This window comes from Allobosea sp. ASV33 (genome assembly GCF_016428755.1).
Taxonomy (GTDB): Bacteria; Pseudomonadota; Alphaproteobacteria; order Rhizobiales; family Beijerinckiaceae; genus Allobosea.
On sequence record NZ_JAELTI010000001.1, the window covers coordinates 16,753 to 38,281 of the forward strand.

20 protein-coding genes are annotated in these 21,529 nt (G+C 62.5%); 7 read left to right on the forward strand and 13 right to left on the reverse strand.

Features of this window, described 5'->3' with window-relative positions; all coding sequences use genetic code 11:
* Positions 1–188: 188 nt before the first annotated feature.
* A complete protein-coding gene (locus JHD80_RS00060; protein ID WP_199084330.1) occupies positions 189–1,355 on the forward strand; it encodes a tyrosine-type recombinase/integrase in 1,167 nt (388 codons plus the stop codon).
* Positions 1,356–1,444: 89 nt separating this feature from the next.
* Here JHD80_RS00060 and JHD80_RS00065 read toward each other — a convergent pair whose 3' ends face one another.
* The 8 genes from JHD80_RS00065 to repA all read right to left on the reverse strand — a co-directional run bounded on the left by JHD80_RS00065 (position 1,445) and on the right by repA (position 7,693).
* Positions 1,445–1,792: a type II toxin-antitoxin system PemK/MazF family toxin gene (locus JHD80_RS00065; protein WP_199084331.1), complete on the reverse strand. Its 348-nt coding sequence runs from the start codon at positions 1,790–1,792 to the stop codon at positions 1,445–1,447.
* Entirely contained in the window at positions 1,779–1,997 is a 219-nt protein-coding gene (locus tag JHD80_RS00070; protein WP_199084332.1) for an AbrB/MazE/SpoVT family DNA-binding domain-containing protein, read from the reverse strand. Before JHD80_RS00070 ends, JHD80_RS00065 begins: the two co-directional genes overlap by 14 nt.
* Before the next feature lie 739 nt (positions 1,998–2,736).
* A complete protein-coding gene (locus JHD80_RS00075; protein ID WP_248311294.1) occupies positions 2,737–3,027 on the reverse strand; it encodes a WGR domain-containing protein in 291 nt (96 codons plus the stop codon).
* Between the two features lie 123 nt (positions 3,028–3,150).
* Positions 3,151–3,357 carry a hypothetical protein gene (locus tag JHD80_RS00080; RefSeq protein ID WP_199084333.1) on the reverse strand — a complete coding sequence of 69 codons (207 nt, stop codon included), beginning with the start codon at positions 3,355–3,357 and terminating at the stop codon, positions 3,151–3,153.
* Between the two features lie 155 nt (positions 3,358–3,512).
* On the reverse strand, positions 3,513–3,968 hold the full coding sequence (locus tag JHD80_RS00085; protein ID WP_199084334.1) for a hypothetical protein: 456 nt from the start codon (positions 3,966–3,968) through the stop codon (positions 3,513–3,515).
* Between the two features lie 81 nt (positions 3,969–4,049).
* Positions 4,050–5,279, reverse strand: coding sequence for a plasmid replication protein RepC (gene repC / locus JHD80_RS00090; protein WP_199084335.1), 1,230 nt, complete (start codon positions 5,277–5,279; stop codon positions 4,050–4,052).
* A gap of 164 nt (positions 5,280–5,443) precedes the next feature.
* Positions 5,444–6,433 carry a plasmid partitioning protein RepB gene (gene repB / locus JHD80_RS00095; protein ID WP_199084336.1) on the reverse strand — a complete coding sequence of 330 codons (990 nt, stop codon included), beginning with the start codon at positions 6,431–6,433 and terminating at the stop codon, positions 5,444–5,446.
* A 72-nt stretch (positions 6,434–6,505) separates the two neighbouring features.
* The gene (gene repA / locus JHD80_RS00100; RefSeq protein WP_199084337.1) at positions 6,506–7,693 is read right to left on the reverse strand and encodes a plasmid partitioning protein RepA; all 1,188 of its coding nucleotides are present in this window, start codon (positions 7,691–7,693) and stop codon (positions 6,506–6,508) included.
* A gap of 1,541 nt (positions 7,694–9,234) precedes the next feature.
* On the opposite strand from repA, the gene JHD80_RS00105 reads away from it, so the two are divergent.
* Entirely contained in the window at positions 9,235–9,573 is a 339-nt protein-coding gene (locus tag JHD80_RS00105) for a hypothetical protein (RefSeq protein ID WP_199084338.1), read from the forward strand.
* A 435-nt stretch (positions 9,574–10,008) separates the two neighbouring features.
* Here JHD80_RS00105 and JHD80_RS00110 read toward each other — a convergent pair whose 3' ends face one another.
* Complete coding sequence (locus tag JHD80_RS00110) at positions 10,009–10,254, reverse strand: helix-turn-helix domain-containing protein (protein WP_199084339.1); 246 nt, start codon at positions 10,252–10,254, stop codon at positions 10,009–10,011.
* A gap of 117 nt (positions 10,255–10,371) precedes the next feature.
* Here JHD80_RS00110 and JHD80_RS00115 point away from each other — a divergent pair, with 117 nt between their 5' ends.
* The 5 genes from JHD80_RS00115 to JHD80_RS00135 all read left to right on the forward strand — a co-directional run bounded on the left by JHD80_RS00115 (position 10,372) and on the right by JHD80_RS00135 (position 16,483).
* Positions 10,372–10,800 carry a hypothetical protein gene (locus JHD80_RS00115; RefSeq protein ID WP_199084340.1) on the forward strand — a complete coding sequence of 143 codons (429 nt, stop codon included), beginning with the start codon at positions 10,372–10,374 and terminating at the stop codon, positions 10,798–10,800.
* A 276-nt stretch (positions 10,801–11,076) separates the two neighbouring features.
* Positions 11,077–11,274 (forward strand): hypothetical protein, encoded by a 198-nt coding sequence (locus JHD80_RS00120; protein WP_199084341.1) that lies wholly within the window; start codon positions 11,077–11,079, stop codon positions 11,272–11,274.
* Positions 11,275–12,931: 1,657 nt separating this feature from the next.
* The gene (locus JHD80_RS00125) at positions 12,932–14,236 is read left to right on the forward strand and encodes an antitoxin Xre/MbcA/ParS-like domain-containing protein (protein WP_199084342.1); all 1,305 of its coding nucleotides are present in this window, start codon (positions 12,932–12,934) and stop codon (positions 14,234–14,236) included.
* Positions 14,236–14,598, forward strand: coding sequence for an antitoxin Xre/MbcA/ParS toxin-binding domain-containing protein (locus JHD80_RS00130; RefSeq protein WP_199084439.1), 363 nt, complete (start codon positions 14,236–14,238; stop codon positions 14,596–14,598). Before JHD80_RS00125 ends, JHD80_RS00130 begins: the two co-directional genes overlap by 1 nt.
* Positions 14,599–15,520: 922 nt before the next feature.
* Positions 15,521–16,483 carry a hypothetical protein gene (locus JHD80_RS00135; protein ID WP_199084343.1) on the forward strand — a complete coding sequence of 321 codons (963 nt, stop codon included), beginning with the start codon at positions 15,521–15,523 and terminating at the stop codon, positions 16,481–16,483.
* A 54-nt stretch (positions 16,484–16,537) separates the two neighbouring features.
* Here JHD80_RS00135 and JHD80_RS00140 read toward each other — a convergent pair whose 3' ends face one another.
* From JHD80_RS00140 to JHD80_RS00155, 4 genes are all read right to left on the reverse strand, one after another.
* Positions 16,538–17,125, reverse strand: coding sequence for a hypothetical protein (locus JHD80_RS00140; protein ID WP_199084344.1), 588 nt, complete (start codon positions 17,123–17,125; stop codon positions 16,538–16,540).
* A gap of 364 nt (positions 17,126–17,489) precedes the next feature.
* Entirely contained in the window at positions 17,490–17,795 is a 306-nt protein-coding gene (locus JHD80_RS00145; protein WP_199084345.1) for a hypothetical protein, read from the reverse strand.
* A gap of 57 nt (positions 17,796–17,852) precedes the next feature.
* Complete coding sequence (locus JHD80_RS00150) at positions 17,853–19,832, reverse strand: cell wall hydrolase (protein ID WP_199084346.1); 1,980 nt, start codon at positions 19,830–19,832, stop codon at positions 17,853–17,855.
* Positions 19,829–21,133: a hypothetical protein gene (locus tag JHD80_RS00155; protein ID WP_199084347.1), complete on the reverse strand. Its 1,305-nt coding sequence runs from the start codon at positions 21,131–21,133 to the stop codon at positions 19,829–19,831. Before JHD80_RS00155 ends, JHD80_RS00150 begins: the two co-directional genes overlap by 4 nt.
* Between the last annotated feature and the right edge of the window lie 396 nt (positions 21,134–21,529).

The following is a 21,529-nucleotide window of genomic DNA, read 5'->3' on the forward strand; positions in this document are numbered from 1 at the left end:
AGCTATTGATTTGTTTCATGTCGATATCTCTAAGAACGATACTTTCACTATCGATAATTACCTCTTATCGATAGTGATGGACACGCCTGCGGAAACCGGCAATTCTCGCGCTCCAAAAGCTCGCCGACGACGTCAGCCGGGCATTCGGTCGACGAAATCGGCCCGTGTCAGCCGCACCAGGAGCCCCCGTGACCTCGACATTCCTGCTCTCGGCCGACACAGAAACGCGGCGCGCCCTGCAGCTCGACGCGCTCGCCGGGATTTTGCCGCTGGAGCGGCGCGATCAGCTCGCCAAAATCCTAACCGATGACGATGTCGCGACGCTGCGCCACCTGGCCCAGGAGGGCATGGGCGAGAATTCCTTGCGCGCGCTCGCGTCGGATCTGGCCTATCTCGAAGCCTGGGCGCTCGCGTCGACAGGCTCCCCGCTGCCCTGGCCGGCGCACGAAGCGCTGGTTCTGAAATTTGTCGCGCACCATCTCTGGGATCCGGCCCAACGCGAAAGCGATCCCGGTCATGGCATGCCCGAGGAGGTCGCCGCGCGTCTACGCCTGGAGGGTCGCTTGCGCGTCGCGGGACCGCATGCGCCGGCGACGGTCAAGCGCCGATTGGCCCATTGGGCGACGCTGCATCGCTGGAAAGGCCATTTGGGACCCTTCGCCGCGCCCTCGCTACGAACGGCCATGCGCCTGGCGGTGCGGGCCAGCGCCCGGCCACGCCGGCGCAAAAGCCAGCGTGCCGTCACCCGCGAGATTCTCGACCGCTTGCTGGCGACCTGTCGCAGCAATCGCTTGAGCGACACGCGCGACCTCGCCCTGCTTCTGGTCGCCTTCGGTTCCGGCGGGCGGCGCCGCAGTGAAATCGCCCGCTTACGAGTCGAGCAAATCAGCGAGGAGGCGCCGGTGCCGCGCGATCCCGACGATCCGGACTCAGATCGCCTGCCTTGCCTGGCGATCGCACTCGGCAAGACCAAGACCGCTGCCGCCGAAGACGACGCGCGTGTCCTGATCGTGGGGCCGCCGGTCGAGGCACTGCGCGACTGGCTCGAGCGCGCCAACATTAGCAAGGGCGCGGTGTTCCGGGCGATCGACCGTTGGGAGGGCCTCTCGGATCGCGCCCTGACCCCGCAAGCCGTCAATCTGATCCTCAAAAGCCGCTGCGCCCAGGCCGGGCTCGATCCGTTGGCGTTCTCCGCGCACGGCCTGCGCTCAGGCTATCTGACCGAGGCGGCCCGCAACGGCGTCTCCCTCCCCGCTGCGATGCAGCAGTCGCAGCATCGCTCGGTCCAGCAGGCGGCAAGCTACTATAACGACGCCGAGCGGCAATTCAGCCAAGCTGCCCGCCTGGCACTTTGAATTGTTGAGTCGACGTGGTCGGCGCGAGCTCCGTCAGGCTCAGCCGAGATGGACGGGCACCTCGCCCGGAAGGCCGCTGCGAGCGACCGCTAGACACCCAGATGCTTCTTGAGCTGATCACCCACCTCAGCCATCAGGGCGGGGTTGATACGGCCAAGCTGCTGAGCGTGAGCGGCCTCGATCGTCGCGATCTTGACAGTACGGATCACACTCGGAGCCGGCAAGCCGGCCTCCTGATAGGATCGTCCCAGCGACACATCCCCGAGCCATGGCCGATTCTCGGCGCTGGTGATCATGACAACCCACAGCAGTGCATTCCCCTCCCCGATCGCACCGTTGCTGACGACAAGCGCCGGGCGGTGTTGCCTTGTGTTGCGGTCGGTATAGGGAAATGGCACCCGGACGACGTCGCCCTGCTGAAAATCAGAGGGAGGCATAAGCTCTCCGATCGGCTTCACTGTCCCACTCGCCGAACGTGCCGAACGGATCCTCGGGCACGACCGACACCGGCGCCTTGCGGATCACGACGGTGGCGCCTTCGATGCTATAAGCGATCTCGTCGCCTTCCCGCAGCTGCAGCGCTGTCCGAATGGACTGCGGGATTGTCGTCTGCGCCTTGCTTGTCAGCTTACTCGTGATCATGATGAGTCCTCGTAAGGAAAGTCCTTACAGTAAGGAAAATCCTTTCCAAGCGCAAGCTTGCGGTGGCTATGCTGTCAGCATCGTTCGCACAAACGTCACGATCCCATCCGCCAGACCAAAAGCCGCATAAATGACCACTGGGGGCATTTAAGCGCTTAGCCTCATCACCCTAGCCGCCACCTACCCGATGGGCACTCAGCGAGCCTCCTACGAGGTCGACTTTTCCCCTCCTGCCGAATTTGCGCGCGTTCGAAATGCCCGACCTAGCGGAGCAGCGGCAGCACGATGGTCGCAGCAATCGCCACGACGATGGCACTCCGAATGAGGATGCCGTTGATCCGCGCCATAGAGGCGTCCGAGTTGTCAGGCGTACGCATAACCTCGCCTCCCTCTCTCCCCAGCTTCGGTCTCGTCCTGACCTCGTGCAATCGGGATTGTTTGCAAACCGGCAGACTCTCCTCTTCTGTGGCCAGGCAGCAACGCAGCGAGCTCCCCTCCTTCCCACAGACAATCAGTTCGTAGGGCCAACGAGGTAGCCTGCCGCCGGACTGAGGGCTCATCTCGGACCTGAGAGAAACGATCGCGCAGCCTTGTTTGCTCATCGCGCGGAATGCCAGACGCCCAAGCGGGCCGGTAGCTCAATGGTTAAAGCTCGCCGCTCACAACAGGGCCGAGGCCGGCCCGGCGCCTGCTATGCCAGTCCAACAAGGTGACCGCCGCAACAACGGGAGCCTTCCGGCTATGCCCCCACGTTCGTCGCCGAAGCTGCTACGACACCGTAGCCCCGCTTGGTCTTTCTGAGCAGCCAGTCCTGCAGCGCCTCGGCTGCGGCTTCTTGATCCCCAAAGAGGTCCAATCGCCGCCGGCCGGGACGGCCCCGGCGTCCCCATTCGCGAACGAGCGCGACATCGCCAAACAGGGTTGGCTCAATCGCAAGCACATAGAAGCGCGCCATATTCTGTGCTGGATCAGATCGGTCTAACACCAACATTTGCAAGCGCGGCACGTCTTTGACGAAGGAGCTGTCCATGCGCGCATCTCGCGCTCATGGCAGACACCCGTCCAACGCAAAGGATGAATCAATCCCGCGCTTATGATTCATAGCGTTGATGAACCACGAGATGCCCTGCAGAACCTCGCCCTCGCCGCGAGGTCAGATCCCGGATTTGGCGCGCAGGTCCTCAACCGTCGCCGCGCTCACGAGCTCGGCTTGCCCCACCAGCACGCCGCCCTTCATCACCGAACAAGCAGTCACACCGGGGCGTGTCTGGATATCCTGGTAGCGACGAAGCGCCTCCACCGCAGAAGGGGCTGCTTCCTTGACCTTGCTACCCCGGATCGTGGCCTTGATCTGAAACACGTCTATTCCTTTGAAACACCGAAACTGCAGCATCAAGAACCCGCCTTAGCCGCATCGTTCATGGGAGCTGGCGGCGCCAATATCGAACCGACCGCCTTGCACCCCAAGAGATCATCCGAGGCGATATCAGACGCCAGATTAAATTGGCGTCGGTATTAAGACTTGAAGTTGCGATCGACCTCGTTAGGGGCGGTGCCACCCCCGTACTCCTTGGCGAGCAAGTAGCCACGGACATCCATCAGCTCAGGTTCGAAGCCGGACAGCATCAGCTCCATGGGCGCTTTCCCATTGAACGCGTTGTAACGATTGATGCCTCGGAGCCATTTCAAGCCCTCGCCGTCAGTCCCCTCCAACAGAGGGAGGGATCTGTAAATTCCGAGCACCGCAGAAATCCGCAAAAGGACGTCGGTTTCAAGGGTCAGAGGTTCGTCGGCGCGGGCAGCGTCAGACAGGTCTGAAATTCCTCCGATGTGGGCATACCCAGACGCGTTCGGATCTCGGCAATATCGAGCTACGCGCGCGACAATGAGCAGCGTCCTTAAGCCAGGTCCACTCACTCTGGTCCGGTTTTCCGGACTGGCATCGATCGGCGCCGGCGGCTTCCAATTCATCGAGCAAACCCTATCACCACAGACCCTTTGTACCACTTACTGTCGGCAACGGCCCGCACATGTCGGCGATCCACGGATGCGCTATGCTCGTTTCGGTTCACGCCGCCGGCTTCCGATCAACGCCATCAGCATAGGTCCGATCGAGAATTCGTTGGCTTCCGCTTTCCGCGTCAGGCCGCGCAGATAACCACCGGCGCTCGAGATTGCCTCCCCGCGCTGCAGGATTGCCGCAACGACAATTGAGGCTTCGGTTTCGCCCATCGCATTCTGGGCATCGAGCCAGGCGCTCGGGCTAATTCCGAGCATCGATCGCACCATCGCCGCCGTCGCCAGGAAATCCCGCCAATTTGAAATCCCGCCGCGAGCATAATCGATGATATCTGGACAGGCATCCAAAACCATTCCCAGGGGGAACGGCCGTTCGGGCTTCTTCACGGGTTCCGGCTGGATCTCGACGATCGCCACCCTGCTTTCTGGAAAGCTAGGTTCAAGATCAATAGGAGAGTCTGTTTTTGAATTTTGTATGTGACGCTCAGAATGAGACTCATTGCCGCTCATATTTTGAGTTTTGATGTGATCCTCCAACAGGCTGAGCACTTCGTCCGCCAGTAGTGACAGCTCTTCGGCGATCGGCTCCAGGACTTGGCGCGTAGCAGAACGCGGAACCCGGCCGATAATGCCTCGATAGAGCTCGTGAATCTCCATCCAGTCCGCCGGGCCCTGCCCTCCTCGCTGGGTGGACACGCCCTCTTCCATGCCGGTCGCAATCATCTTCGCGATGTCACGCCGACAGATGGTGATCTTCTCGCGCACCAGCTTCAGCGCTCGCTCCTCGAGTTGGACCTCGTCGGCCCAAGTTTCGAATTCCTCGGCGCGAACGACAAGCGGCGACAGATCAAAGCCAAACGCGACCTCGACCTCCCCTGCCCTGTCCTTGCGCGCATAGCGCTTGCCGTTGGGACTATCCCGACGGATGACCAGCCCACAATCGACCAGGACGGCCAGATGGCGCCGCAGCGTCGCCGGCGGCATGCCGTGCGCCCGCAGGCAGAGCTGCTGGTTTGACGGGAAGACGATCAACCCCTCGCCCGTCAGTACAGTTTCCGGGTGAAACGTCAGGAGAGCGTCCAGAACAGCCAGCGCACGCTCGGTAACACCGATGCGAGCTTTCGCCGTGCAGATCGCCCGGAAGATGTTCCATTTATGAACCGCCTTCTCAGGCGGACGTTCTTTTGCAATCGCCTGACTTGCAACATGGGCAAGCGTCAGCGATCGCCGCCCAAAGGGCGTCGTCGAGATGTGCGAAACCAAGTTCTTTCACCTATCGTTAGGCAAAAGAAATCCGCTCGCCGAAACGGCGCTGAACCCCTTGCGGGACTCTTGACTGTGATTCGTGGAAGTGCGATTCTGTGTTTGCTTAGGACACAGAGAAGGGCTTCCGGACGTCGTTTCGGGGGCCTTTTTCTTTTGCGGGGCTAATCTCCGTTTGCAGTGTTACCCTTCCGACCTCTGAAGTCGTCGTAGAGACGGTCCAGATTATCGGACAAATAGCTGCCGAACGCCTTGGCGTCCGGCCCCTTGGCTTTGATAGCCAAAGTGAATTTCTTTCCTTCGGCCGACATCTCCGCTGCGAGAGTGCCGTCGCGTGGTGCCCAGCTTTGCTTGCTCGGCTCGCTCCGACTCCTACTCTGCTTGATTTTGAGCCGCTTCTCGACCGCAATGAACCTCGCGTCGCTTGCAAGCTCTGCAAAGCCTTCAGCCTCAACCACTTCGACAGCCGCGTCATAATTGGACGGACGCTCTAGGAGCAGCTTCAGCTCGTACCAGCGGTCGCGACCGATGCCCTTCGCGGATCCGATCGCGCGCAAGACCTTCTCCGGAATGCTCGCGACGGCAAGCATCTTCGACAAGGTAGTCCGGTCCAAGGCGAGGGCCGTTATGACAATCGCATTGTCCTCGTCGTAGCGCAGCTTCGCCAGTTCGGACGCATACAGTGCCTTCTCGATGAATGAGAGGTTCGCACGAGCCGAATTCTCCTGACCTTGAGCAACTACATGCTCGCGGTCCTTCATCTCCTTGATGACGGCCCGAACCTTGCGGCCAAGTGCCTTGGCGACTTTCAGACGCCGATGACCGAAGACCACCATGTAGCGCTCGGCCACCGTTGGATGCGGCCGCACCAAAATTGGACTGTCCTGCCCGCGCTCACGGATGGCTTCTAGGATCTCATCGAACTCCTGTTCGTTCTCATCGAGGCGATCCCTGACAAAGGACGGGTCGACACTGTCGGGATCGAGCTCGACGATCGGCTCGCCTTCCATGAGCTTGTCCGCACGCGCCGTAATCTCGTTCAGTGAGTTGAGAAACGACTTGGATGCACCCTTGACCGTATAGTCGAGGGCAGGGTGCTCCGGAGCGGGAGCCTCGCTGGCCATCAGGTTTGCGAAGGGGTTTTTACGAGCCAATCCGCGCCCTCCTCATTCGAGGCATGCTATTGAAACAAGGGTGTTTTTTGCCAGAATTTACGGCAGTCAACATCAGAGTCGCCCCCACGCTTGGTGGATCAGTCCCTGAACCTCGAAATTGACTGCATCCATGCACTCGATCGCACGGTCATAGGTTTCGCGGGTGAAGTTCGCACGTTCCACCTCATACAGGGTCTGTTTGGTTAACCCTGCATCCGAGATGGCGGTTGATTTGACCATTTGCGCCTTCAGCATTTCCGCCGCGAGCATACTCTGCATGAGGCCAAGCATCTCGACCTGCGGTACGTCAGTTGGTTCAAAGCGCGTAATCAGGTATCGGAGCCAATCCATGCGGACCTCCGCACCAGCGTCCTTGATGGTCTTAGCGATGTTTCCTAGCATCAGCAGAAATTGGCTCATGGACATCAGGTCGAGCATCTGCGGATGGACCGTAATGAGAACCGATGTCGCGGCGATCAACGCCGTCAAAGTCAGGTAGCCAAGCTGAGGAGGACAATCCACGACGACGACATCGTAAGAGGAATCAACTTCCTTGAGCGCATTGCCAAATCGGGTAAAGAACCGCTTGCCCTCAAGTGAATTCTGCATCGCTAACGGCGTGTCGTATTCGTATTCCTGAAGTTCAAGGTTCGCGGGGATCACATCCAACGATGGGAAGTTCGTGCGCATGATCACGTCGCGAATCGGCTTGCGCTGATCATCGTATCGGATCGCATCATACAGCGACGGGTTCTTGTCCAGCTCAGGTTGAAAGCCGTAAAGCGCCGACAGCGAAGCCTGAGGGTCCAGATCAACGGCCAGGACACGATGACCGGTCAAAGCCAGGTGCTGCGCCAAGTGCGCTGTGGTCGTCGTCTTGCCCGAGCCACCCTTGAAGTTGACAACAGCGATGACCTGCAGCTTCTCGCCGGGTTTGCGATGTGGGACGTATTTTTTGACGTCGGACCGTCCGTTTTTGTCGAGATAATGCCTGAGCTCCAACATTTGCTCGGCAGTGTAGAAACGACGGCCACCGGCGCCGGTGAGGGGCTCGGGCCCCTTACCTTCCAGATGGAGGCGCTTGAGATTGTTCGGGCTAACACCAAGATAATGCGCAACCTCCGCCATGGGAAAACGCCTCAGCGTTTTCTTTGCATTCGGAGGGAATTTTTCCTGACGCAGTTGGTTGAGCTTCCGCGAGATCTCCGCACCCTGCTGGAGAATCTTATCGTCGAATTCGAACGGTGCGAGCGCGTTCATGCTTCGGGCTGCCTCGGAGGAAATAGCGCTAATTTAGCTAGTTTGGTGGATTTGGCGCTAGTATGTCCGATTGCCCGTCTTGTGCAAGAAAAATGGGGTTAATAGAGTCTTAACGAAACTCCCGGTTCGCCGCCAAATGCTCAAGCCAATACTTTGATTTCATAAATAAACCAACGACTTAGAAATTTTATGTCGACGATTGCCACCTCATCGTCGACCTCGCATGGATGCCAGAGCGAAGGGCACCCAACTCAGTCACTGGCTTCGCCGCCTAACGTTTTCCGAGAATCGGTAGGACGACTCAGCTTTTCATGTCGCCGTATAGCTGGCGCGTTGCAGCCGTCATCGAGCACGATGAGCGTCAGAGCCACCCACTGCCCGAGCGCCTTTGATGTCGGGTTCGAGCCAAGTGCCGGCCCCCAATGCAATGAGAGTATCGAAGAAGTCAGCAAGGCCCCCAAACCCACGGCTCACTGGGAGGGCTGGGATCTCCGCCACGATGGACTTCGCTTTATCGTGGGCCTCTTCCAATGAGATCGGAGGGTTCCTCGTCTGATCGGCTTGGCCAGCGCGTAACGTCGATGGGGATCGGTCGCGGCCGCGCCCCGGCTCTCGGCCTCATCGGGAGCGATTATGGGATCGGCCGTCCGCCGGCCTGTCATGCCGCGCATGGCCTTTGTTCAGGGCAAAATCAGAGGACAAAGACCCCTTGCATTGATGCAATCCCGAAGCCTACCGAGGGGACAGAGGTTCAGGCTTTTCTAGCCGTTCTTTTGGCCGCAGTAGCCATTGAAATTGCCAACCTAGCCCCCGCCACGAGAAGGCTTTGCCGCGTTGTGCGTCGCTCTTAAGAGCGGCGCGCCGAGTGCCCGACGCTGATCCGGGAGGCCGCGTGGCCAAGGCTCAGGGCGCCATGAATCGCAGCGGAGCGTCGAACGGATTGATGCATGAGAGGAGCAGCGGTCAGACTCTTGCGCCGGTATGAACGGTGGTCGACCGGGTGCGGTCGGCTGCGGGGCGTAATGAATCAGGCGGCCCGGCTGTTCTGTAGCTCAACCCCGAGGATACGCTTGCGCAACGTCGGAGGAGGGAATTGGCCAATCGGCCATAAAGAAAACCCCGCACAGAATGAGCGGGGTTTGGCCTGAGGGATGTTGACGATCAGGCCTGCGCGATGCCGGTGTTGCGGCGATCTGCGCAAAGAGGACCGTAGTCGAATTTCGACCTGGGCCTCGCGCCATAAGCATCTTTCGACGTGCGGAAACGGCCTTTGACGTCCGGTTTCACAGCACTGGCCTCTCCCGTTACTGCCTCTCTGCCGTTGCCGATTTATCCGCTCCGCCGGGGATTATGCGCCCAACGTTTTCTCCCTGATCACCCTAGCGGGTTTATTCGACGTCTATGCAGCGCGCGCCGTCCTCCAGGATGGGTCGGGCGACCAAGAGAAAACCCCGCCCGGAGAGGGGAGGGGGTTTCTTGGCTGATCCGGCTTAGAGGTCGCCTTCGTATTTGGAGGCCTGATCGAGCGTCGCAGCAGCGCGGTGGACCTCTCCCTGGGGATTCTGATCAATCTAGGTTTCGCCCAGATTTTTTCGTCGATCAGAAACGGGAGCTGCCGCGCGATCGGCGCGGCTGGCGAGCCGTGGTTATGGCTGGGGATCGGAACTGACAGCCTGATAGAGGTCTGCAATGTCCGGATCGGCCATGGCGAGGGCTTGCTCCGACTTATCGGGATGCAGGAAGACCTTCATGTTTTCGACGTGGCCGAAGACAGCGATCAGGCTTGCGAGGGCCTCGTCGCCACCCAGAATCTTGCCTGGCTTGGTGATCTTTATTTGGGTGTTGCGGCTCCACTGCCTGCTGCACGATGGCGTCCTTGAAGGTGACCAGAAGCCGCGCGTAGGGCGTCAGGTCCTCAGCTTGCCGCGGATCCTTGGCCGCTTTCTCGAGCCCGCTCTGGTGCCTCCGCGACACATGTGATCGTTCTCAGTATTGATCTCGCGGTCCTGGACCTCTCAGCGTTCACCCCGCCGGCGTGAGCCTGCGGAGAGTAAGACGGGCGTCGAGTGTGCCTAAACTCTGCACTACCGAATTTCCGAGGATGCAACTCCTGCCGAAAATTGTGGAAGATAGTGCGCTTAAGCGCAGCGCCTTGGCAAGATTGGCGGCCAGACTTCTGCATATTCCGGTCCTCTGCCCGCGAAAGGCGATAGTCCAGCGCAGACCAGTTCAACGGGAGGATCACCCCCAACGTCTCAGAACTCAGCGGATCGCTGAAGATCGTGTGCAAGCCTGCTCTGGCTATGCCCAGCCCGTCACAGCTTGTCCACCGAACTTGGATTGCCGAAAGGATGGCCATCATCGACGAGGTCGCGGACCGTCACTTCTAACGCTTGAGATATTTGCCAGAGGCTAGTCGCAGTCGGGTTTCGCTGGCCCATCTCTAGGGCGCTCACATGAGCTCTGTCGACGCCGAGACGCTGCGCGACTTGAGCTTGGGTCAGACCTTTGGTGAGCCTGGCGGCTCGCGCATTTGCAGCGATCACCTGTCTAATATCCATTTCCGCATTTATCTGCGGCGAGCCTTTAATGGCGACGCGCTATACCGCGTTGCGCTATATTGCACATTGAGGTTATGACCATCGGACTGATCACGAGCGCAGGTGGTGCGAATTTTGATGGAACGCTTTCCTGCCCCAGCCCGCGGTTTTTCCAAACTGAGGCTTGAAATAGAGTGGGTGCTAATCGATAGCGACCGGGTCAAATATCTTCTGGTGGTAGACGTGTTCGGAAGTTTGACAAACCGCGATAGCTGGCAGGAAATTTTCGACGGTTGGTGCGCCGCCCAAGGCCACGCGCCGAAGTTCAAGCGTGGCAACAACCGAACGAATCGAACGGAAGCAAAGGTGACGCTTCACGGCTATCACCCGATTGTAGACTTTCTGGTGCGGTGGATAGGATTAGAAAATCTGCCCATGGGACAACCGGACCAGTCGAAAATAAGTCAGCTAGAGGCCGAGATTATGCAGTTGCGAAAGCAGAACGCAGAATTGATGCAGCTGCTCACGCAGGCTCGGGATGTGCCACGTCAGAAATCTGTGAAATGACAAGCCTGAACACCAGCAAACGACTTGTCAGCGGAAAAGTGAACTCAGCTACTGAACGCTTGAAAATTGTCAAAAGCCATGTTCGCCAACGCAACAGGGGCAGGTTGATTGAACCGTCCCCTGTTCGAACACGCAAATCGTCCTCTCGACCGAACATAGGCCCCAGTGCTTATTCAAAGACTTTTAAAATCAAAATCGGGCAATGGATCTGAACCTAAGCCAGCGTCGATTTTGCGGGCCGATTAAAACCTCAAGTCGGGCAGGGGATACGGCGCGATGATCGGTGATCAGATCGACGAGATCGTAGCGAAAGTCTCGGGCTCCGAGCGAGACCTGGGGTGGGAAGTCCAGCGCGATCTCGGCCAAGAGACAGCCAAGCTGATCGAGGATCAGATGGCGGCAGCCTTCCGCGAGCTGATGCAGATCAAGGCGGATCAGCGCAAGGTCCAGGCCGGCGGCCACACCTTGCACTGATGCAATATCGAAGTTCATGGAGTCGATAGAGGCCCGGGGTTTCCCGGGCCTCTTTTTTTGGCCGCCGCAGCTATGGAATGCGGCCAACTTGGCATCCCGCCACGACAAGGCTTTGCCGCGTTGTGCGTCGGCCGTCAGGACGGCGCGCGGGCTGCCTTGACGCTGTGGGGCGAGATCTCTCGGCTAGGTCCGAGATCATGGAAATCAGACCGCACCAGCGGCATATCGGGATGCTTCCTGGCCTCCGCACACAGGCCGCCGTTGGCAGCCTGTGCGACCCGATTTCGGGGAGCGCGGAGACAGCATCCCGATTTTCCAAGGTGCTCATCAGGGCCCTGGAAACGGCGTCCGGCGCGTAGCCGGAACGCAACCCCATCGAGCCTGAGAACGCGGGTTTCCCGAGGCCGGAAACTTTTTCCGGACCGGTAAATTCGCGTGGCAGCAGGCAGGCTCGATTGGTTCGAAAAACCGGGCCTGTCCCAGGTTTTTCCATCCTTACCAATTTGGGAAGGATAAGCCTCGCAGAGCCCACAGCCGAAGGCAGTAAAGGATACGCGGCACGCGTAACGTTTACGGTATTGGGCCCTATGTTGTTTCCTTCTGAAGTTCAACCTTTCAGCGCACCCTGGAAATGCGGACATACGATAGGTGGGATAGCGTATGTCCGCGCCAGAAAACGGGGTGTGAAAAACGGCCCGAAATTGAGCCTGAATCAAAGCGTGGAAACTGCGGACATACCGTAGGTGGGGACCTTATGTCCGCGCGTTGAATCCACGCTGAATCATAAGGGGCGGTTGGTGCTGAAAGCGAGGCCGGGAAATGCGGACATAGCGTAGGCGGGGGATCGTATGTCCACTGCCGGCGAGGGCCCCTCGTCGTCGGGCATGAATCCGTAGCGCTGAATCAGCGGTGAATCGCAGCGGACTGGCGAACGGATTGATGCATTTGAGGGGCAGCCGTCAGGCTCTTGCGCCAGTATGAATCGGCGAAACTGGCGTCGCGCCAGCAACCTCGGTGAATCGGAAGATCGAGGTGCCGGAAGGCGAGGGGAGACGACCGTGTCGGTCGGCTGCGGGGCGGTTATGAATCGGGCGGCCCGGCGGCTTCGCCGCTCAGTCCCATTGTTGCGCGGGCGCAAGGTCTGCGGAGGGGATTGGCCAAGCGGCCATAAGAAAAACCCCGCACCGAACGGGCGGTGTTTGGCCTGCTTCGTATCGAAGATCAGGCCTGCGCGATGCCGACGAGGGCGGTGATCTGGGCGGCGAGTGCAGGTCCGGGCCGTAATTGAATTTCGACCTGATCCTCGCGCTGTAAGCTATTTTCGACTCGACTCATCACTTTTCGACGCAGCACGCGTAGCGTGCTTATCCGCCTGCGCCGCTGCTCTATCCTCTCCGATTCATCCGCTCCTCATGGGATTGTGCTCTCGTCGTTTTTGCACTCCTCGCCCTGACCTATTTTCTCGACGCCTCTGCAGCGCTCGATCACCTGCCGGGATTGTGGGGTCGGGAAAAAGAAATTCCCCGCAGATAGGGCGGGGCCGTGCCCTTCGATCTGCTTAAGACTGGCGAAGGCCGCGGCGTGCGCTAGCTGGGATTGACGACAGCAGGGCAGGGGAGTCGACTATCGACTAACAAACTGGAATCGCCTCGTGCCCATGCGTCTGCTCATCATCTCGGACATTCATCTTGAGTTCGGCCCTTTCTTGTTTTCAACCGACCTCCCGGAGTTCGATGCCGCGGTCTTCGCCGGCGATGTCCATCAGCCTGTCACGGCGGCGGTCGAATGGCTCGCCCAAGAGCGCGACACCGGCGCGCTGAAAGGTCGGCCGATTGTGTACGTCCCCGGCAACCACGAATTCTACAATCATGAAATGAAATCCGAGCTCGCCAAGGGGCAGGCCGCCGCTGACGAAGCAGGGATCCACATGCTGAACAGGCGCGCAGTTGTCATCGAAGGGGTCCGCTTTATCGGTGCGATCCTCTGGACCGACTATCGGCTGCTGGGCACCCCGAAGCCATCGATGATCACGGCCGGGGACGAGATGAACGACCACCGCCTGATCAGATATCGAGAGGACAGTGGCCACGTCGCCCGGTTCATGCCGTGGCACGCGGCCGCCGAGCATCGAAAAGACCGTGTCTACCTCCAAGAGCAGCTCGAGCGTCACCACGACGGGCCCACGGTGGTCGTGACCCATCACGCGCCGCATCCAGGCTCGGTGCAGCCACGGCACCAGGGTAATTCGCTGTCGCCGGCGTTCGCGTCGAATCTCAGTTGGTTGATCGTAGGCGCTAGCCCGGAGCTGTGGATCCATGGGCATGATCATGGTTCACACGACTACTTGGTTGGCCGAACCCGAGTTTTCGCGAACCAAGCGGGCTATCCTCGCAACGGTGTTCGAGAGAACCAGGGTTTTCGGCCCGACCGCGTGATCGAGGTGAGCGCGGCCGACGAAGCAAAAGAAGCTGTGACGGACGTCAGCCGGCTTGGCCGAGGACGTTCTCAGATCCTTCTAACGGAGGTGCCCGTGCAAAAGCCCGTCGAGATCAGCTATGGCGAGGGCTTGGGAGAGCCGCTCACCCTCGAAGAAGGGCAAAGGCGCTTAAACGCTTACGCAGTTGCCATTCCTCTTGAGGACTGGGCAGGGGGCGTCGTCGAAGCGATTGAACTGCAAGCAAGGATCGGCGTGGAGCGCTCCAAACTGGATGACTGGCAGGAGCGTGGCGCCGTCATCAGCATTCAGAATGGCGCCGGAAATCCCATGTTTCCCCTCGCACAGTTCGTCGATGGCCGGCCGGTCGATGGAATCGCAGAGGTGACGAAGATCGTCCGCAATCCACGGGTTGCCTGGCACTGGCTTATATCGCCTAAGGAGAGCATCGGGGGCACGCCTCTCGACCGTCTCAAGCAAGGGAGCGTCGAAGAAGTATTGCAGGCCGCCACGAGAGACTTTGCGTGATGCAGCCAGTCTCCAGCGAGAGCGCGGTCATCACCGAAGCTGCCATTCGGGCTGCGGATCAGCTCAAGATTCCTGCGGGAGCCTTTGCCGCGATCATCGGTCTCGACGAGACCACAGTCACGCGCATCAGGCGCGGCGTATTTGGACTTGAGCCTGGCACGAAGCCCTTCGAGCTTGCAGTCCTTTTCGTGCGCTTTTTTCGCTCGCTCGATGCAATTGTGGGCGGCGACGATGAGGTCGCGGCAAGCTGGCTCGCCAGTCCGAACACCTTCCTCAATGCCCGGCCCATCGAGAAGCTGCAGACTGCGACCGGACTTGTCGAGGTCATCGCCCATCTGGACGCACGTCGCGCTCTCGTCTGATCTCCCCGCGCTCGACCTTGCTGATCGCGGCGCGTGAGACGCCAGTTGATCGCTGAGACAGCGCCTTTGCAACGCGTATCCTGGCTGATCACCGGGCGCACGGTCGGGAGGCCGGCGTTGGTTTACGCGGGTAATACCCAGGTATGGTGCTCGGCTTCCGGGCTTTTGCTCAACCGAAGCTTCGGGAGCGGTCAGACGCTTGAGAGGCGAGGGGGCTTGGCGCCTATGTAACTCGCGTCGACCAAGGCAAATTCCGGTGCGCCCCGGCCGGTCCCGCGAGGGCCCGGACTTACACGCTGACGCACGACTTCCGTGGTCCGTTGCCACTGGACGAACAAGGGCTGACTTCCCGTGAGCGTGTCAACCGCAGCCATCATGCTTCGAAAGCGAGCCCCTATCTTAATCGGCTTCAGCCTCAAAATGATCTGTGGCGGCAGACGCAAACGATAGCCACAAGCGACGCCCGTCAATCATTGTGTCAAAAGAGGAACGGAATGAAAGTTCGAGCAGAAGTGCGCGGTCTGGCGAGGCGGGATCGACCCTGGCGGAGTTGCGAGCGTCGCGGCGAACCCCGGTGGCGGGGCGCCCGGCGCAAACGGCAGCAGCGGCTGGGCGAATCCGGGGGCTGAATTCAGGGGCGTCGGCGATGGATCCGAATACGGACGGCGATTGGGACAACGCCAGGTATTGGTCCTTCCGGCACCCCGTTCGAGGCGCTTTCGCGGAACTCGCCCGGGAGGTTCGGCGCCTCATCCTGCGGGGGGCGTGCAAACCCGCGGACGCGATGGGCGAGGCGGAAATGGCCTTGAGGGCAACGACGAGGGACCGATTGGTCTCCGCCACTCGAATACGAACCCGGAAAGTTGGCGGGCGCGCGCTGCTCCAGCTCGAACTTCCCTGCAAGCAAGGCAGATGGGTCGGCGTGACCGGCGCCCTTCCGCGAACCGGTCGTTCGCAGCTCGCCTCCGACGGACGGGACTGCGCCTGGGCGCAATTGCTGGCGATGTCGCCATGGGCCTGGCGCGATCCCGCCGTGGGCTTGCTGCTGTCCGCGGCGCAAGGCGCGGTCCATCGGGTCGTCCGGGAACGCCAGGGCCGCCCGGAGCCCGAACTCACCATCGCGTTGATGGACCAGATCGTCGGGCTTCTCAGGGATCGCTTCCTGCCGCCGTTGAACGGCCCCGGCCCGGCGCTGCCGCCGGGATCCTTCCTCGATGTCGCGACTATGTCCATGACCGATCGCCGCGACCGAATGGGGGCGGATTTCGCCGTGGTCGTCGGCACCATGGACCGAGACGAGCCGCGCTTCCGCGTCGCGCTGTTCCAGGCCAAATGGGAGGATGAGCAAGCGCGCGGAACTGCGACGGTGGCCCGCGGCGGGGATCGCGCGCAGCTCGACGAGCTTCTCGCGACGCGCGCCGGCCACTACGTGTTCTATCCCCGCTTGGGCAAGGACAGGACGTCGGCGCCGATGACCGTCCGTTCCGCCGTCGACGTCGATAACGAGCTGGCGCAGCGCACGCGGGGCGCGTCGGTGGGGATTTGCTCGGAGGCAAACGGATGCTGGGAATTCGCCAGCTTCCTCGCGCTCGCCATGATGGACGATCCACCGCCATCGTCCGCACTTGTGTTGGGCACGCTGCAGGAGGTCGCCGGGTTCCTGTCGACCGGGAGCTCCCGGCCGCTCGCGCCGACCACCCTCGTCGTCGACAGGACGAGGCAGTTCCGGGTGCGCGGCCTCCGCGCACTCGCCAGCGAAGCCGGCTATGACGCGTTCAGCGAGATGCTGTCGTTCGAGACCTCGGTCGAGGTTGAAAGCGAAGACGCCGGGCGGTCGACGCCAACCGAGAAATTCAGGCGTGGATCGCCGCCTATGGCGCTATAGCTCGATGGGGCCTCGCCTTGCCCCGTCACGCCCGGTTCGGAGGCCGCAGCTCGCTCAGCCTTGTCCGGCGTCCCGGAGGTATTCGCGATAGGAGACGTGGACGAGATCCCTGACCAGGTGCAACAAACCGGTGACCGGCGGGCCGTCGAACGAATCGCCGTGAGCCATCGCGTTGCGCCGATCCGCCAGGGAAGGGCGCAGCTCGCCGGTCAAATAGCCGAGCGCGGTTCCGCCGCACGCCACGATGGACGGTAGGTCGACGTCGCGAAGGCCCTCGGTCTCGACCAGGTGCGAGAGCAGGCGCTGCAGCCCCGGGCGCCGCCGTTTGACCGCACCGCCATAGCGGTCCGTAAGCGCCAGCTCCAGGGCCGCGAGGGCGGCCAGTTCGCCGGCCTTCAGGAGGTCGATGTCCTGCCATCCGAGAAGGTGCAGCTTCTGGGCTCGGGCGAACTTGCGCCGCACCATGTCCGGCAGGCGCGCATCTAGGTCCAGAGCGGCGATCGCCCGTCGCCACTCGCCGGGCGTCTCGAAGGCGACCAGCGCGGCCGGATTGCCCGGAACCGGCCATTGGAGCACGAGCGGCGTCGGTCTCTCCGCGAGGGCGCGGGTCACGAGCGACGCACCCGGATCGCCGGCGGTCATGCCGTTCGATCGGAAGCGAGCCGTCGCGCGCTCGCGGCCGTCCCGGTGACCGTCGTTGCCGGTGGCGGGGAACGAGGTGCGGCACCGCGTCGTCCATCGGGCGCGCGAACGTCGTGCGAGTGGCGCCGAGATCCGCCGTTTCGGCTCATGCCCCCGTCGCCTCCCTCGATCCCAGATTCCCGCCCCGCTCTCGCATCACGAACCCTGGGCGAGGGCATCGCACTTGAGCGTACCGTGGGCGCGTCATTTCGCACCTGCGTCTCGACCGCCGCGGGCAGGTCGAGAGCCCGACGGGCGCCGTCGCCCCGCCGCCCGACCGATCGCACGGCCGCGAGCGCATCCGTCGGCGACGTCCCGAAGCTCGCTATTCCCGAAGGCGGCGGGTCGCATTATCAAGACCGATCTCGTGTCCGACAAGCTCGGCCACGCGATGGCTGACCGCGCGCCAATGCCCTGGAATGCGGCTGTCGTGGACCAAGCGGCCCTGCGCGACCTGTCTCGCGCGCGAGCGGGCGATGCCGTAGGCGCCGATGCCGTGCGCCTCGATCAGGGCCTTGGCGTCGGCCTCGACGAGGTCGGAGGCCCGCGGGCGAAACAGGTCGGCGATCCAGGGCAGCAGCCCGCGCCTTGCCGTCCCGCGCCGGCGTTCGCTCGGTCGAAAGCCAGCCAACAAAGCAATACCTCGCGCAGTTCGGCCGATACCCGCCTCCGGATCGGCCAGTCCCGATCAATCGACGTCGGTGAAGAACTTGTGCCGCCCGATCGTCACGGTGTGCTTGGCCTTGGGCTTCACCCAGCTCGGTTCGGCGATGTAGGTCGCGTAGTAATGCGTGGCCTCGCCGGAATTGTCGCCCACTTGTCCCCGCAGCACCAGGTCGGCGGCCTCGCAGCACTCGTCGAACCGTGGGTTCGCTCCCGGCTGCAAGGCCTGGATAATCGTTCGATTGGGGTCGTTCTCGTTCCAGCAAGAGAACTGCTTGTCCTGGAGGCAGACGTCCTCCACCGTCTTGCCAAACCGCTTGGGTCCGATCTTGACGCGGTTCATCACCACGTTCGCGACGGCGATCCGGCCCTCTTGGCTCTCCCCGCGCGCCTCGCCGTAGATGGTCCGCGCCAGCGCGAGGAAGTCGCGGTCCCGGACGTTCTTGCCGTCCGTCGACGGCATGGCGGCGCGCCCCGGCTTCTTGATCTCGTCTCCGCCCTTGACGATCCGCCTCGCGTTGACCGCCAGCCCCATCAGCAATCTCGTCGGGTTGAGCAGCCGCTCCGGACGTGGGTCGGCCCGCATCCAGCGGTAGGTGCGATCGGTGCCCGGCCGGTACGTCTCGAAGTGGATCATCCGCGTGCCGCTGACGCGCGCGATCGGCTGGCCCGCCTCGACGGCGCTGCCGATCGCCCACTTGAATTCCTGCGGCGCGGTGGGCTTCACCTCCCCGTAGTTGACGACGACGCCCGCATGCTTCACGAGCAGCGCATAGGTCCGCTCGCCGTCGGGGCGCGTGTAGAAGCTGAAGAAGTTGACGATCTCGCCGTCGGCGCAGGCGACCACGACGTCGTCCTCCTCGCAGTAGACGTCGACGCCGACGTGGTTGCGTCGCCCGCCGAGCCTGTCCGCGAGGAACTCCCGTCCCGGGCCGCCGACCAGGCGGTCGCTCGTCGTCCGGTGGGAGATCACCATGGCCCGCGGGTCGGCTGTGATCACCGGCCAGTACAAGTCGTCCGGGCTCGCGTCGAAGGACGCGAACGGGACGGGACTTTCCTTGGGCACGGCGGCAAGGTTCCTGGGCATGCTCGTTAGGACCTTGACCTTGGGGTCCTTGACGACCGGCGGCGGGCCGGTCCGGAGGAGGATGCGCTGGTCGGCGGCGGACAGATGTCTCGTGAGGACCTTGCCGAAGTCGTCCAGGAAGCCCCTCACCGACTTGGCCATCGCTCCCGCCCCGGCCCACGCCTTCAACCTGTCGAGGAGGGATGGTGCCTCGCCGGCTGGCAGGAGTTCGCCGAAGGCCGACCCGAGCGCCCGGTCCGGTTGCAGGCTTTCGATCGAGGCGAGACCCTCGGAGCGGACCGCCGCGCCAAGAACCTGGGCGAGGAGAAGCTCGACGTGGCTTGGCGCCAGGATCTGGTCTTGGGGGGAGGGCGAGGCGCGCAGCCGGTCGAAGTCTTGGCGATCGGCCAGCAGGCTCCAGGCCGCCCCCCTGATCTGCGCCAACGGGGAGCCCCGGTCCTTCGGGCGGAAGCCTTGCGCAAGCGGCGCCCCCGACGTCAGGAACGCCGCCCATTCCGTCGCCGAGAGCTGGAGCGGCCCGGCCAGCTCCTCGCCGCCGAGGCTCGCCTTGGACGGCTTCATGTCCGTAAGCAGCAGAGCCCTGGCCACGACCCCCCGGGCATCGATGAAGCAGGGCGAGGTGGACGGCATCTCGTTGATCAGCTGCGCGACCGCGACGCATTCGTCGACGAACTCGTCTGGGTCAAACTTCGTGGCCGGGGGTGGGAGCGCGTCGACCTTCAACGCCGCCGTCTCGACCCAGACGGCCGGCGACGCGTCGCCGAAATCCACGCGCGTGAAGACCTGGTCCGGCGTCTGCTCGACCACCTCCGCCCTCTCGGAGGCGGTGATGGTGCCGGCTTGGCCCTTCCCGGGTTCCGCGAAGACATCGGTCGTCGCCGTGGCGATGACCCTCGTTCCGGCCTTCAGCAGGTTCATGGTCCGGCTCCAGGTCTTGGCAGCACGCTCACGAGATCGCGTGTGACCTGCTCGGCCATGGCGCCGGGCAGCCTGACGGAAAGGCGGCCGGCGAAGGCGGGATTCGCCCTCACGGCGGCGATCTTCTTGCGCGAGGCTTCCAGCGACGCGCCGGGGTCGATATCCTCGCCCACCTTCGTCCGGTTCAGTGCCTTGACCAGCTCGCTCAGCGCATTCGCACCGTCGCGGTCGGCCGTGAAGGCGGCCTTCTCGTAGAGGTTCCGAGGCCCATTGTCGGGGCATCCGCCTTCTTCCCTCAACGCCACCGTATCGCGATCGGTGAGTTTGCCGTCCCTCTCCCGGGGGATGCGCGGATACTTCCAATCCTCGAAGATCTCGACCATAGCCTTGGTGGTCACTCCCACGACGCCACGTTCCGCGAGAGGGACGCAGAGCTTCTCCTGGAGCTGGACCAAGAACTCCTTCGTGCCGCGCGAGGCGATCGCCGGCGCCAGGATTTCCTCGACGCCCGCGACCAGGGTCGGGGCCGGATCCGTTCGCCTCGGCTCCCCGCGACCCGCATCGCCCCGGCCGGAGGTCTTCCCCGCTCCGGCGTTCCCTCGACCCGTCGACGTTCCAAGCTCGGAGCCGTCCCCCGGCGGAGCGCCGCGCCCGGCGAGCGCTCCCTCGATGCTCACGGGGAGGCAGATGTCGAGATGTTCCTGGATCGCCCGATACGCCGCCGGCGCCGAGTCGACCCGGCCGGCCGAGACGGCGCGACGGTGGGCGGCCAGCGACCTCCTGACGACGATCCAGGCCGCCGCCGGCGAGTACGCGCGATAGAGATAGGAGCCGATGACGACGTCCGTCGCCGCCGCTCCCACCGAGAACGCGGGGGGCACGAGCACCTCGGTGAGGGGCGAGGCGCCGGTGAGGGCGAGGATCGCCGTCGTCGCGGCGCTCGCAGCGCCGAAGCCGGCCCTGGCCCGCTCCCTGCCGCGGCTGAGCGAATGCAGTTGCTGGAAATAGACGCGGCACTCGTCCTGGACGTGGTTGAAGCCGGCCTCGGCCACGCCGTGCCAGTAGGATGGATCGCCTTCGGGAACCCGGGCGTCCGCGGCGAAGGCCGTCAATATCCTGGCGCGCGCCTGCACTGCCGTTTCGATCGCGACGGGGTCGAGGGCCGGGTCGATGCCGTGTCGCTTGTCGACCGAGTAACCGCAGCCGCCGAGGGCCAATGCCAGCATGGCGCAGGTCATCGGGAACTTCACGGCCACCCCCACCTTACCGCCCAGGTCGTTTCCCCATCCGAACACGCTCAACGATAACGTGCAAGCCGATCCGGGCATTACTCTGCGTCGCCGATGATTCAATGCTTCGTGGCTTCGTGCGGTCGTCCGACGGAGCAGGGATCGGCGCTGTCGTCGAGGCCGTTTCCGATGCCTAGAGCGGCGTGGCGACGACCGAATCCCGCTCCTTGCCATGACACCAAGCGCGCGCTCCGCGGCGGAGAGGCCCACGAGCTGACAGTCGGACAGGCAAGCAAGGGCGCGAACGTTCCCTAGAGTTTGATCACGCCGATACTCTGGACATCATCGCCCGACACGGTATCGTTGCATCCTAAAGTTGAGGCAATCCGCGGCGAGCAATCAGGCGCGGCGCAGGGATCGGAGAGCCCGCCGCGACCGTCGTGGCGGCGATCGTGTGGATGAGATCGC

What these genes read in the sequence shown, in the direction of transcription:
- JHD80_RS00130 (WP_199084439.1), top strand. Translation starts at nt 14,236, where the DNA reads ATGCAGCCAGTCTCCAGCGAGAGCGCGGTCATCACCGAAGCTGCCATT.
- JHD80_RS00125 (WP_199084342.1), top strand. Translation starts at nt 12,932, where the DNA reads ATGCGTCTGCTCATCATCTCGGACATTCATCTTGAGTTCGGCCCTTTC.
- JHD80_RS00140 (WP_199084344.1), bottom strand. Translation starts at nt 17,125, where the DNA reads ATGACCGCCGGCGATCCGGGTGCGTCGCTCGTGACCCGCGCCCTCGCG.
- JHD80_RS00110 (WP_199084339.1), bottom strand. Translation starts at nt 10,254, where the DNA reads ATGGATATTAGACAGGTGATCGCTGCAAATGCGCGAGCCGCCAGGCTC.
- JHD80_RS00065 (WP_199084331.1), bottom strand. Translation starts at nt 1,792, where the DNA reads ATGCCTCCCTCTGATTTTCAGCAGGGCGACGTCGTCCGGGTGCCATTT.
- JHD80_RS00120 (WP_199084341.1), top strand. Translation starts at nt 11,077, where the DNA reads ATGATCGGTGATCAGATCGACGAGATCGTAGCGAAAGTCTCGGGCTCC.
- JHD80_RS00070 (WP_199084332.1), bottom strand. Translation starts at nt 1,997, where the DNA reads ATGATCACGAGTAAGCTGACAAGCAAGGCGCAGACGACAATCCCGCAG.
- JHD80_RS00150 (WP_199084346.1), bottom strand. Translation starts at nt 19,832, where the DNA reads ATGAACCTGCTGAAGGCCGGAACGAGGGTCATCGCCACGGCGACGACC.
- JHD80_RS00115 (WP_199084340.1), top strand. Translation starts at nt 10,372, where the DNA reads ATGGAACGCTTTCCTGCCCCAGCCCGCGGTTTTTCCAAACTGAGGCTT.
- JHD80_RS00075 (WP_248311294.1), bottom strand. Translation starts at nt 3,027, where the DNA reads ATGGACAGCTCCTTCGTCAAAGACGTGCCGCGCTTGCAAATGTTGGTG.
- repA (WP_199084337.1), bottom strand. Translation starts at nt 7,693, where the DNA reads ATGAACGCGCTCGCACCGTTCGAATTCGACGATAAGATTCTCCAGCAG.
- JHD80_RS00085 (WP_199084334.1), bottom strand. Translation starts at nt 3,968, where the DNA reads ATGAATTGGAAGCCGCCGGCGCCGATCGATGCCAGTCCGGAAAACCGG.